The sequence below is a fragment of the Nostocoides veronense genome, assembly GCF_039531185.1.
Lineage (GTDB): Bacteria > Actinomycetota > Actinomycetes > Actinomycetales > Dermatophilaceae > Nostocoides_A > Nostocoides_A veronense.
Map to the genome: position 1 here is coordinate 248,880 of NZ_BAAAPO010000006.1, position 11,719 is coordinate 260,598.

The 11,719-nt window shown below is 68.3% G+C and carries 13 protein-coding genes; 5 read left to right on the forward strand and 8 right to left on the reverse strand.

Annotation, left to right across the window (positions count from 1 at the left end):
• Nucleotides 1-14: 14 nt before the first annotated feature.
• Entirely contained in the window at nucleotides 15-689 is a 675-nt protein-coding gene (locus ABD225_RS02290) for a uracil-DNA glycosylase (protein WP_344080625.1), read from the reverse strand.
• A 61-nt stretch (nucleotides 690-750) separates the two neighbouring features.
• Here ABD225_RS02290 and ABD225_RS02295 point away from each other — a divergent pair, with 61 nt between their 5' ends.
• The 3 genes from ABD225_RS02295 to cysN all read left to right on the forward strand — a co-directional run bounded on the left by ABD225_RS02295 (nucleotide 751) and on the right by cysN (nucleotide 4,372).
• Nucleotides 751-1,401 carry an HAD family hydrolase gene (locus ABD225_RS02295; protein ID WP_344080628.1) on the forward strand — a complete coding sequence of 217 codons (651 nt, stop codon included), beginning with the start codon at nucleotides 751-753 and terminating at the stop codon, nucleotides 1,399-1,401.
• 149 nt (nucleotides 1,402-1,550) lie between these two features.
• Nucleotides 1,551-2,462: a sulfate adenylyltransferase subunit CysD gene (cysD, locus tag ABD225_RS02300; RefSeq protein ID WP_048545551.1), complete on the forward strand. Its 912-nt coding sequence runs from the start codon at nucleotides 1,551-1,553 to the stop codon at nucleotides 2,460-2,462.
• Entirely contained in the window at nucleotides 2,462-4,372 is a 1,911-nt protein-coding gene (gene cysN, locus ABD225_RS02305) for a sulfate adenylyltransferase subunit CysN (protein ID WP_344080634.1), read from the forward strand. The genes cysD and cysN overlap by 1 nt, the downstream gene beginning before the upstream one ends.
• A gap of 36 nt (nucleotides 4,373-4,408) precedes the next feature.
• Here the strand turns inward: cysN and ABD225_RS02310 are convergent, their stop codons facing one another.
• From ABD225_RS02310 to ABD225_RS02320, 3 genes are all read right to left on the reverse strand, one after another.
• Nucleotides 4,409-5,227, reverse strand: coding sequence for an LLM class flavin-dependent oxidoreductase (locus ABD225_RS02310; RefSeq protein WP_344080637.1), 819 nt, complete (start codon nucleotides 5,225-5,227; stop codon nucleotides 4,409-4,411).
• 4 nt (nucleotides 5,228-5,231) lie between these two features.
• Nucleotides 5,232-6,932, reverse strand: a complete 1,701-nt coding sequence (locus ABD225_RS02315; RefSeq protein ID WP_344080640.1) for an AMP-binding protein — start codon at nucleotides 6,930-6,932, stop codon at nucleotides 5,232-5,234.
• Nucleotides 6,933-7,026: 94 nt separating this feature from the next.
• On the reverse strand, nucleotides 7,027-8,526 hold the full coding sequence (locus tag ABD225_RS02320; RefSeq protein WP_344080643.1) for an amidohydrolase: 1,500 nt from the start codon (nucleotides 8,524-8,526) through the stop codon (nucleotides 7,027-7,029).
• Nucleotides 8,527-8,571: 45 nt separating this feature from the next.
• On the opposite strand from ABD225_RS02320, the gene ABD225_RS02325 reads away from it, so the two are divergent.
• Both ABD225_RS02325 and ABD225_RS02330 read left to right on the forward strand, forming a co-directional pair.
• Entirely contained in the window at nucleotides 8,572-9,978 is a 1,407-nt protein-coding gene (locus ABD225_RS02325; RefSeq protein WP_344080646.1) for a pyridoxal phosphate-dependent decarboxylase family protein, read from the forward strand.
• Nucleotides 9,979-10,011: 33 nt separating this feature from the next.
• Nucleotides 10,012-10,296, forward strand: a complete 285-nt coding sequence (locus ABD225_RS02330; protein WP_344080648.1) for a DUF3263 domain-containing protein — start codon at nucleotides 10,012-10,014, stop codon at nucleotides 10,294-10,296.
• A 21-nt stretch (nucleotides 10,297-10,317) separates the two neighbouring features.
• On the opposite strand, the gene ABD225_RS02335 is transcribed toward ABD225_RS02330, so the two are convergent.
• From ABD225_RS02335 to ABD225_RS02350, 4 genes are all read right to left on the reverse strand, one after another.
• Nucleotides 10,318-10,563 (reverse strand): DUF3349 domain-containing protein, encoded by a 246-nt coding sequence (locus ABD225_RS02335; protein WP_344080651.1) that lies wholly within the window; start codon nucleotides 10,561-10,563, stop codon nucleotides 10,318-10,320.
• Nucleotides 10,512-10,913, reverse strand: a complete 402-nt coding sequence (locus ABD225_RS02340) for a DUF3349 domain-containing protein (RefSeq protein WP_344080654.1) — start codon at nucleotides 10,911-10,913, stop codon at nucleotides 10,512-10,514. The genes ABD225_RS02335 and ABD225_RS02340 overlap by 52 nt, the downstream gene beginning before the upstream one ends.
• 21 nt (nucleotides 10,914-10,934) lie before the next feature.
• Nucleotides 10,935-11,240 carry a hypothetical protein gene (locus ABD225_RS02345; RefSeq protein WP_344080657.1) on the reverse strand — a complete coding sequence of 102 codons (306 nt, stop codon included), beginning with the start codon at nucleotides 11,238-11,240 and terminating at the stop codon, nucleotides 10,935-10,937.
• Nucleotides 11,241-11,254: 14 nt separating this feature from the next.
• Nucleotides 11,255-11,719 (reverse strand): inorganic phosphate transporter (locus tag ABD225_RS02350; protein WP_344080660.1); only part of this gene is annotated, 465 nt, incomplete at its 5' end.

The window sequence follows — 11,719 nt, forward strand, 5'->3', positions numbered from 1 at the left end:
TACATGGCGTCCGGTTACGGGAGGCGCCAGTCGATGGGGTCGGCGCCTAGGGCGACCAGGGCGGCATTGGCGCGGCTGAACGGGCGGGAGCCGAAGAAGCCGGAGTGGGCGGAGAGCGGCGAAGGGTGGGCGCTTTCGATGACCGGAGTAGCGCCGAGGGCCGGCTTGAGGTTGCGGGCGTCCCGGCCCCACAAAATGGCGACCAGCGGCCCACCGCGCGAGACCAGGGCGTCGATGGCGCACGCGGTGACCTCCTCCCAGCCCTTGCCGCGATGCGAGGCCGACGCGCCAGGACGCACCGTGAGTACCCGGTTGAGCAGGAACACCCCAGCCTCCGCCCAGGGCGTCAAGTCGCCCGTGCTGGGTCGGGGCAACCCCAGGTCGCTCTGCAGTTCCGTATAGATGTTCTCCAAACTGCGGGGGATTGGGCGCACCTCGGCGGCGACAGAAAAGGACAGGCCGATGGGATGGCCCGGCGTCGGATACGGATCCTGGCCCACGATCAAGACACGCACCTGATCGAGCGGTTGCTCGAAGACGCGCAGGACATGCGAGCCGGCGGGCAGGTATCCGTGCCCGGCCGCGAGTTCGCCGCGCAGGAAGTCGCCGAGCTCGGCAATCCGCGGCTCCACGGGGGCCAGCGCGCTCGCCCACGACGGGTGAACCAGGTCAGCCAGCGGGCGCGCCATACCTCTCCTGCCCAATCGAGACGATTCGGCCGCAGCGGCCGTCCGCTGGCAGGCTATCGGGGTGACAACTCCTCCGTGGCAGGGTGCGCTCTTCGATCTCGACGGCACGCTCGTCGACACCATCCCGCTCATCCTCGCCTCCTTCGACCATGCCCTGACGACGGTCGTCGGCGCGCCCCGCCCCGAGGCGGAAGTCCGGGCGTGGATCGGGCGGCGGCTCGGGGAGGTCTTCGAGGCGGAGTATCCCGAGCGGGCGGCCGACCTTGAGGAGACCTATATCGCGTGGAACCGGCGCAATGCTCCGACTCTCATCGGTCGCTATGACGGCATCGAGGACCTCGTGCGCGCGCTGGTCGACGTGCAGCTGCGCCTCGGCATCGTGACCTCCAAGCGCCGTGAAACGGCGGACGAAGCCCTGGAGTTGACCGGCCTGGCCGGCCTGGTCCCGATCCTCGCCGCCAGCGAGGACACCACCGATCACAAACCCAACCCCGCCCCCCTGCTGCACGGCGCGGCCCGGCTCTCGGTGCCGGTGCAGCAGTGTGTGTATGTCGGGGATGCCGTGGTCGACATCCAGGCTGCCCAGGCGGCCGGCATGGCGAGCATCGCCGTGACCTGGGGGGCCGGGGATCGCGACGCGCTGATCGCGGCCGCTCCCGACCATCTCGCCGACACCGCAGAGCAACTGCAGCACCTGCTCCTCGGCGCCTAGCCGGCCCGAGCGCCAGTCGGTCGCCGGTGGCCTGCGTGATAACCTCTTGGGGCGTATGTGGCGTCGGCGCTTCTCCTCGCGCTGCCACCGGTGGTCGTCGGGGACGGGCCCGCACACTCTCCTACTTGTCTTCAAAGGAAGGCTCTTTCATGGCGCAACCCAGCCCCGAGACGCTGACGCATCTGCAGCGTCTGGAGGCCGAGAGCATCCACATCATGCGGGAGGTCGCGGCCGAGGCCGAGAACCCGGTGATGCTCTACAGCATCGGCAAGGACTCCGCCACGATGCTGCACTTGGCCCGCAAGGCGTTCTACCCGGCGCCGCCCCCCTTCCCGCTGCTGCACGTCGACACCACCTGGAAGTTCCAGGCGATGTATGAACTGCGGGACAAGGCGGCACGCGAGGCGGGCATGGAGCTGCTCGTCTACCAGAACCCCGAGGCCAAGGAGAAGGGGATCAATCCCTTCGACCACGGTCCCCTGCATACGGACATGTGGAAGACCGAGGGCCTGAAGCAGGCGCTCGACAAGTACGGCTTCGACGCCGCCTTCGGCGGTGGCCGCCGCGATGAGGAGAAGTCCCGCGCCAAGGAGCGCGTCTTCTCCTTCCGCAACGCCCGCCACCAGTGGGACCCCAAGAACCAGCGCCCGGAGCTGTGGAAGCTCTATAACGCCCGCAAGCACAAGGGCGAGTCGATGCGAGTCTTCCCGCTGTCCAACTGGACCGAGCTCGACATCTGGCAGTACATCCACCTCGAGGGCATCGAGATCGTGCCGCTCTACTTCGCGGCCGAGCGCCCGGTCGTCGAGCATGACGGTCTGACGATCATGGTCGATGACGACCGCTTCCCGCTCAATGGGCGCGTTCCGGAGATGAAGAGCGTGCGCTTCCGCACCCTCGGCTGCTACCCGCTGACCGGTGCCGTCGAGTCCACCGCCACCACGCTGCCCGAGGTCATCCAAGAGATCCTGCTGACCACCACGTCCGAGCGCCAGGGCCGCGCGATCGACCACGACAGCGCTGGCTCGATGGAGAAGAAGAAGCAGGAGGGCTACTTCTGATGACCACCACGGAAGAGCCGATCTACCAGGTCGAGTCCCTGATCGCCGAGGACATCGACGCCTACCTCGAGAAGCACCAGCACAAGACGATGCTGCGCTTCATCACCTGTGGCTCGGTCGACGACGGCAAGTCCACCCTGATCGGGCGGATGCTCTATGACAGCCACATGATCTTCGAGGATCACCTGCAGGCCCTTGAGGCCGACTCCAAGAAGGTCGGAACCCAGGGCGAGCAGATCGACTTCGCGCTCCTCGTCGACGGCCTCGCGGCCGAGCGGGAGCAGGGCATCACGATCGACGTGGCCTACCGCTTCTTCGGCACCGAGAAGCGCAAGTTCATCGTTGCCGACACCCCGGGCCACGAGCAGTACACCCGCAATATGGTGACCGGCGCCTCGACCGCCGAGCTCGCCGTCATTCTGATCGACGCGCGCAAGGGTGTGCTGACGCAGACGCGCCGGCACAGCTACCTCGCGCACCTGCTCGGCATCCGGCATATCGTCCTCGCGGTCAACAAGATGGACCTCGTCGACTACAGCCAGGAGCGCTACGACGAGATCGTCGCCGACTATCGCGCCTTCGCCGACTCGATCGGCATCACGGCGTTCACGCCGATCCCGATCTCGGGCTTCCTCGGCGACAACATCACGAACCACTCCGAGAACACGCCCTGGTACACCGGCACCACGCTGATGAACCACCTGGAGACGGTCGAACTCGACCAGACCCTGGACCAGGCCCGGCCCTTCCGTATGCCGGTGCAGCGCGTCGTGCGTCCGGACCTCGACTTCCGCGGGTTCTCTGGAACGATCGCCAATGGCATCGTTCGCCCCGGCGACAAGGTCCGCGTGTTGCCGACGAATCGCACCTCGACCGTGGCGCGGATCGTCACCTTCGATGGCGACCTGGAACAGGCCGTCGTGGGGCAGGCCGTCACGCTGACGCTCGAGGATGAGATCGACTGCTCGCGCGGTGACGTGCTCGTCCTGGACAGCGCGCCGGCCGAGGCCGCCGACCACTTCGAGTGCCACCTGGTGTGGATGGACGACAGCGAGATGCTGCCGGGCCGGCCCTACTGGATCAAGACCGGCACGACGACGGTCACCGCCCAGTTCGAGCGCCCGAAGTATGCCGTCAACGTCAACACGATGGAGCACGTCGCGGCGAAGACGTTGGGGCTCAACGCGATTGGCGTCCTGACCTTCTCGACCGACAAGCCGATCGTCTTCGAGCCATATGCCGACAGCCACGACCTCGGCGGCTTCATCGTCGTCGACAAGATGACCAACGCGACGGTTGCGGCGGGCATGATCCACTTCGCGCTGCGCCGCGGCAAGAATGTCGCGTGGCAGCCGCTGGAGATCGACCGGGCCCACCACGCGAAGATGAAGCACCAGGCTCCGGCCGTCATCTGGCTGACCGGGCTCAGCGGCGCCGGCAAGTCCGAGGTCGCCAATGAGCTGGAGGTGCAGCTGGCGCGGATGAACCGGCATACCTTCCTGCTCGATGGCGACAACATCCGCCACGGCCTGTCCAAGGACCTCGGCTTCGATGACGCCGACCGGGTCGAGAACGCCCGCCGGCTCGCCGAGGTCGCCAAGCTGATGGCGGATGCCGGCCTGATCACGATCGTCTCCTCGATCTCGCCTTTCCGCGCCGAGCGCGAGATGGCGCGCGAGCTGATCGCGGACGGCGAGTTCGTCGAGGTCTTCGTCGACATGCCGCTTGCGGAAGCCGAGAAGCGTGACGCCAAGGGCCTCTACGCCAAGGCCCGCGCCGGGGAGCTCGCGCACTTCACCGGGGTGAACAGCCCGTATGAAGCGCCGACGGCCCCCGAGGTCCGCATCGATGCGCTGACCACCACGCCGAAGGATGCTGCGGCGCAGATTATTTCGCTGCTCATCCCCTGACCGGCCACGCCGCCGAACGACCGCGCGCCGCAACCATCATGGTTGCGGCGCGCAGTCGTCGATGGCCGCGGCGACCATGGTGGCGAAGTCCATCAGGGCCGGTCCGCTTTCCGGCGGGCCGGCAGCCGACACGGCACATACGGGTATGCGGGTCGCGCCCGCCGCGGCAAGCGCCGCCAGCCGCTCCGCAATCAGCGCGGCGCTGGAATCGATCGGCACCGAACAAAAGGCAACGACATCGAAAGGGTCCGGTCGGCCGGCATCGGCCCGGGCGTCCAGGGCGATGCCGAGCAACTCGGGCAGGCGTTCGACAGATTGGTCATAGACCAGTGCGTCGCCCAACTGCCCGGCCAACGCGAGCGTCTTGGGCCGCGCACCGCCCATGAACAGCGGCACCCGCTGCTCGTCCGGCACTGGATGTCGCAACTGGACCCGGTCCAGGCGGACATACCGGCCCTGTGCGGTGACCTGCTCGCCGTCGAGAAGGCGGCGCAGCGCGACGGCATATTCCCGCAGCAAGGTCAGGGGCGAGTCGGCGCGCACGCCCGCCTGGCCCATCCACTCCAGGACGCCGTGCCCGATCCCGGGGAGCAGTCGTCCAGGGAACATCCGCGCGAGCGTTGCCACTTCCATAGCGGTTAACGCGACATTGCGCAGCGGCACGGGCATCAGCCCGATGCCCACGCGCAGGTGGTCGGTGGCGGCGAGTGCGGCTGCCGCACAAGCAATTCCGGATTCGGCAAAGCAGTCTTCCCAGAGCCACAGCTCGGGTATGCCCGCGTCTTCCGCCGCGCGGGCCACCACCAGCAAGGCCTCGGGCGGCTGGTCGGGCGGGAAGATCAGGCCGACCTCCATAAGGTCAGCGGGCCTTCAACTCGGGGAAGTCGTCATCGCGGAACTCGCCGGGGGCCCGTTCGGCCGACTCCTCGGCCTCCCGGGTGCGCAACTCGACCCGGCGGATCTTTCCGGACATCGTCTTCGGCAATTCCGCGAACTCCAGACGGCGCACGCGCAGATAGGGCGCGAGGTGTTCGCGGGCATAGGCGAAGATCGAGCGAGCTGTCTCGGCGGTCGGCTCATATCCGTCGACCAGCGCGACATAAGCCTTGGGCACGGCGAGGCGCACGGGATCGGGCGCGGGCACGACCGCTGCCTCCGCGACGGCCGGGTGCTCAATGAGAACCGACTCCAACTCAAAGGGACTGATCTTGTAGTCCGAGGCCTTGAAGACATCATCGGTGCGCCCGATATAGGTGATGTAGCCATCTGAATCCCGTTCTGCCACATCGCCGGTGTGATAGAAACCGCCAGCCATGGCCTCGGCATTGCGCTGCGGGTCGCCCTGATATCCGGTCATCAGCGAGAGCGGACGGGCGGACAGGTCGATGCACAACTCACCCTCGCCGGGGCCCTCGACCAGGGTGCCCTCGAGCGGGTCGACGAGCACCACGGGCACGCCGGGCAGTGGCCGGCCCATCGACCCGGACTTGACCGGCTGACCGGGGCTGTTCGCGACGCTCGCGGTGGTCTCGGTCTGGCCGAAGCCATCGCGGATCGTCAATCCCCAGTGCTTCTGCACCTGTGCGATGACCTCGGGGTTGAGGGGTTCACCGGCGCCGATTGCCTCGCGCAGCACGCCCGCACCCCCGGACAGATCGGCATTGATGAGCATCCGCCAAACGGTCGGCGGCGCACAGAAACTTGTGACGCCCTCGCTGCGGATCTGATCCAGCAGAGCCGGCGCATCGAAGCGCGCATAGTTGTAGACGAAGATCGTCGCCTCGGCCAGCCAGGGCGCGAAGAAGTTCGACCAGGCGTGCTTGGCCCAGCCCGGGCTCGAGACGTTCAGGTGCACATCACCGGGCAGCAGGCCGAGCCAGTACATCGTGCTCAGGTGCCCCACCGGATACGAGATATGGGTGTGCTCGACCAGCTTGGGCCGGCTCGTGGTTCCGGAGGTGAAATAGAGCAGCAGCCGGTCGGTGCTCGCATTGCCGGGGTGCTCGATGACTGCGTCGTGGATGTCGTATGCCGTCGCGAAGCGCACCCAGCCCTCCACCTCGCCAACGGCGATACGGACGTAATCTCCTGGCACTACTGCGAATTTCGGCGCATCGGCCGGATTGCAGACGACCGCCTTGGCGTCGCCGCGGTCGAGGCGATCGATCAACTCGGCCGGGCCGGCTGCCGCCGTGGTCGGCATGATGACTGCGCCGAGCTTCATCACGGCGAGCATGGTCTCCCACAGCTCGACCTGATTGCCGAGCATGACGACGACGCTGTCGCCGCGACCTATGCCCTGGTCACGAAGCAGCGCCGCGACCTGATCGGAGCGCGCCGCCAACTCTGTGAAGGTGAAGGATCCGCGACGTCCGTCCTCCTCGACGATCACCAGTGCCGGGCCGTCGACCCGCGCGGCGATGTCATCGAACCAGTCGTGGGCGAAGTTGAAGTTCGACCCGACATCCGGGAAGGCGAAAGTGGCCAGCGCGCCGGCGTAGTCCTCTCGCAACTCCAGGAGGTGGTCGCGCGCCGCGCGCAGGGCCTCGGTTCCGGTCATCGACGGTCTCCTTCAACGCCACGTCCGCGCCAGTGCGCGGCGCCTACACCAAACCTCCCACACGCCGGGCGAGCACGACCAGCGGCCCCGCTGCTTAGAGGTTCTCGTGGGTGATTCGCCCGCCCAGCACCGTCAGGAGCGGGTGTATGTCGCGCAGGTGCTTCGACGTGGCCCGCGAGTCCGATTGCGGCGCAAGGGGATTGGTGTCCAAGAGAACCAGATCGGCGACCGCGCCGACGTCCACGGTCCCCACGCCATCGGTGCTTGCCGCCAGGGCTTCGCGCGCGGTCAACGACTCGGCCGGATTCCATGGCTCCCGCTCATCACCGCTGCGATGCACGGCCGCGGCCATGGCGAGCCACGGATCGAGGGGCGAGACGGGGGCATCGGAACTCAGGCGCAAGCGAATGCCGAGGTCAGCCATCGTCCGGAAGGCGAAGCACCGATCGGCTCGATCCGGCCAGACCAGCTGCGTGACATCCCGGTCGTCCCACGCATGGGCCGGCTGCACGCAAGCCGCCAAGCCCAGCGCCGCCATCCGCGGCAGATCCTCGAAGGCGACCAATTGCGCGTGCTCGATGCTGCCCGTCGCGCCACTGGCGGTGAAGGCGTCCAGCGCCGACGTCAAGGCGGCATCGCCGATCGCGTGCGCCGTGACCTCCAGCCCGTGCGCGCTCGCCCTGGTCATTAATTCCGCCAGGGCAGCGCCGGTGATATTCAACGTGCCGTAATGCGCCCGCGAGTCGGCATATGCCGTGTGGCAGAAGGCCGTCCGGGTGTTGAGCGAGCCGTCGGTGATGACCTTCAGCGGGCCCATCGCCGCCTGACCCCCGGTGCCGCCCAGTACATCGCCGGTGCGCAAACCAGCCGTGATCACCTCCTCGAGCGTGTCGGGATAGGTCGCCGCCCGCACGCGCAGCTGATCGATGCCCGCCGCGAACCGCTCCGGCCAGTCCGCCCACCCCCGCGCCATCTCGAGGTCGGTGATCCCGACGACCCCGAGGGCCGCCGCCGCGCGCACCGCCTCGCCGTATGCCGCCGCCTCGCCCCCCAGATCGCGCGGCAATTCCCCGAGCCGGGACCAGATCGCGAACCAGGCCGCCTCATCCAACGGTTCCTCGCGCGGCGGAACACCAAAGAACCGCTGGGCCGCTGAGTTCAGCCAGCCCGCGTGCGCGTCGCCGCTGATCAAGACCACCGGGCGCCCGTCGCCTGCCGCATCGAGATCAGCGACCCGAGGCGGCTGCGGCCACGTGGCCGGCCGATAGCCGAAGCCGACGAGCGCCGGCGCGTCGGTGGCGCGCAAGGCGGCGGCGACCCGGCGGCATACCTCCTGCGCGCTGGCCGTCCCCGCAAGGTCGAGGCGCGCTCGGGTTTCCGCCCACTGCGCCATATGCACGTGGTGGTCCCAGAGCCCGGGGATCAGCCAGGCGCCGTCGGCCTCGATCACCCGCTCGCCAGAGGCGGCCAGTCGCGGTCCGATTTCCGCGACCCGACCCGCCTCGATCCGCACGTCGAACGGCTCTGTTGGCGCCGGCGTGTCGAGCGCGACGATTCGGGCGCCGCGCAGCAGGAGGGCGGGGGGCTGCGGCATACCGCGATGCAATCACACCGGTCGGCAGTGCCCTAGGCTCCGCGTGTGATCGGCCAGTCGTACCACGCCAACAAACACGCTGACCTGCAGGCGCTCGCCGCCCAGGTCGTCGCCTACGCCGAGGAGCGCATCCGGCTCGCGCCGCCGCTGGACAAACCTCTCACCGAGACGCAATTGCGCGAGCGGGTCGGCCAGACGATCACCGCCAAAGGCCTCGGCGGCCTGGAGTCAATGCGCCTCTTCGCCGAAGATCTCGCCCCCAGCTGCCTCTCGACCGACCACCCGCGCTACCTCTCCTTCATCCCGTGCGCCCCAAGCGATGCTGCCGCGATGTTCGACCTCGTCGTCGGCGCCTCCTCGATCTATGGCGGCTCGTGGCTGGAGGGTTCCGGCGCCGTGTATGCCGAGAATCTCGCCCTGCGCTGGATCGCCGACCTGGTGGGTATGCCGTCCGGTGCCGGCGGAGTCTTCACCCCGGGGGGCACGATCGGGAACCTGTCCGCGCTGGTGGCCGCCCGGCATACGGCCCGGGCTCGGGCAGCCGCGGGCGTGCGCCCCAACATCCTCGTGGCGACCGAGGGCGCGCACAGCTCGATCAAGTCCGCGGCCGAGATCATGGACGCGGAGTTCGCCGGGGTACCGGTGGACGCGGGCGGACGCCTGCGGGGACCAGCCCTGCGCGAGGTGATCCTGGAGCGGGGACCCGAGCAGGTCTTCGCCGTCGTCGCGACGGCCGGCACGACGAACTTCGGCATCATCGACGATCTCGCCTCGGTCGCCGAGGTATGCCGCGAGTTCGGCATCTGGTTCCATGTCGACGGCGCCTATGGCGGCGCGGGCCTCGCCGCCCCCTCGATCCGGGAGCGCTATTCCGGGATCGAGCACTGTGACTCCTTCATCGTCGACCCGCACAAGTGGCTCTTCGCGCCCTATGACTGTTGTGCCTTGCTGTATCGCGAACCGGCCCTCGCGCGGGCGGCACACACGCAGAAGGCGGGCTATCTCGATGTCCTGACCGAGGCGCCGGAGTGGAACCCGACGGACTACTCCGTCGGCCTGACCCGCCGCGCGCGAGGCCTGCCCTTCTGGTTCTCCCTGACCGTCAATGGCACCGACGCCTATGCCGCCGCGATCGAGCACACGCTGAATATCGCCCGGTATGCGGAGGAGGAGGTCGCCCGGCGGCCGGACTTCGAGTTGGTGCGGGCGCGGGAACTGACGGTCATCGTCTTTCGCCGGCTCGGCTGGGAGGCCGCGGACTATCACCGGTGGAGCGATGCGATGCTCGCCGACGAGTTCGCCTTCGTCGTGCCGACGACGCACGCGGGGGAGACGCTGGCGCGCTTCGCGATCGTCAATCCGGAGACCTCGGAGGGCGACATCCGCGCCATCCTCGATTCGATGCAGGAGTGGGAGGCGGCGGGGTCAAATGCGCCTGGCGCAGGGGAATGACATCGATGTGATTCCCGGGTTATGCTGGCAGGGATGAAGACCGCGACCGCCCCTGCGACCGTCCACGGCAGCCTCGATGACCGGGATCGCCAGATCCTCGCCTTCGAGCGGCAGTGGTGGAAATACGCCGGGTCCAAGGAGCAAGCGGTCCGCGAGCTTTTCGACATGAGCTCGACGCGTTACTACCAGGTGCTTAACGCCCTGCTCGACAATCCCGCCGCGCTCGCCCACGACCCCATGCTGGTCAAGCGGCTGCGCCGGTTGCGCGCCTCACGCCAGCGGCAGCGCTCGGCGCGCCGCCTCGGCGTCGAGGCCTGATCGCGTCCCGGTCGACACGGCTCAGGGCAGGTCGGGGTCGGGGAACTCCACGGGCCACCCCTTCTTGGCCAACTGTTGGCGCACTCGCCGCAGATCGTCATCGCTCGCCGTGGTGTGCGTGTAATCGCTGATCGCGGCCGCAATATCAGCCGGGCCGGCCGGGCTGACATCCGCGCGGCGCAGCGCCTTGGCCACCTGCTTGACCTCCGAGCGGGTCAAGCGGCGCTCCAGCAAGGCGAGCAGCGGGACATAGTCGTGGTCGGGCACCCCGCCGGGGTAGCCCTCGCGCAGCCACGCGACGATCCGACCGAGGGCATGCCCTCCCGCGGGGGCGCCTCGTCGTCGCCGCCATCTGCGCTGCCGCCGCCCAGTGGCCAGCCGCCCAGGGCCAGCTTGGCCGCCACCTGGCGCTGAGCCGACTCGCCGGGCAATAGAGCCGCCGCCGCCTCCGCCGAGAGCCGGCCTTCGGTCTGCAACTTCCGCAGCACATCCCCGGCGCGTTCTGCGCCGACGCGGTCCGAGAGCACCGAGAACAGCGCCGGAGCCTCGGCATCCGGTATGCCGTCAGGGAAGCCGTCACGGATCCAGTGCAGGATGTCGGGGGTCAGGGGACGCATGGTGTCGGTGCCTATTCCTTCTTACTTATCCACGATCGAGGGCCAACCCCCGTCGAAGGTCACGACCTTGCCAAAGCCGGAGGCGGCGATGATCGTAATGCCGAGGATCACCGCGAGCGCGATGACCGCCAGCAGCAAGCCGGCCGCGATCTTGCCGAGCGGGCTGAGCCGGGTGTGGCTCTTGCCCGCCGCGTCGACCTCCGTGGTGGAGCCGACGAGGAGGACCCGCATGGCCAGGGCGTAGATGATCGGCATACCAGCGCCGAAGATGATGGCGGTGTAGAAGACCTTCCAGCCGCCCTCGAGAGCAAGTTCGATGCTGCGCATGGTGGGTGCTCCTCTCAGTTGCTCGCGGTGGTGTGGCTCGGGTGTTCGAGAACGTCTTGCGGTCGGTCCCATTCGTCGTTGACGTTATGGGCGCCGACATGCTCTTGGCGTGAGCGCATGAACATATAGGTCGACATGGCGCACAGCAGCACGAAGACGACGATGGAGCCGGCGGTGTAACCCAGCGCCGAGCCGATCCACCACATGATCGCGCCGATGAGCGCGGCCAGCGGGAAGGTCGTGGCCCAGGCGATGACCATGCGCCCGGCCGTGTTCCAGCGCACGTGGGTGCCGCGACCGAGACCGCCGCCGAGCACCGAGCCGGTGGCGACATGGGTCGTGGAGAGGGCGAAGCCGAGGTGGCTGGCCGCGAGGATGACGGCGGCCGAGGAGCCATCGGAGGCCATGCCCATGCTATGCGTCTGACTTAGATCGGCATCTGGCTGGGAAATCAGCCCACAGGTTGGCGGCGTGCCTGA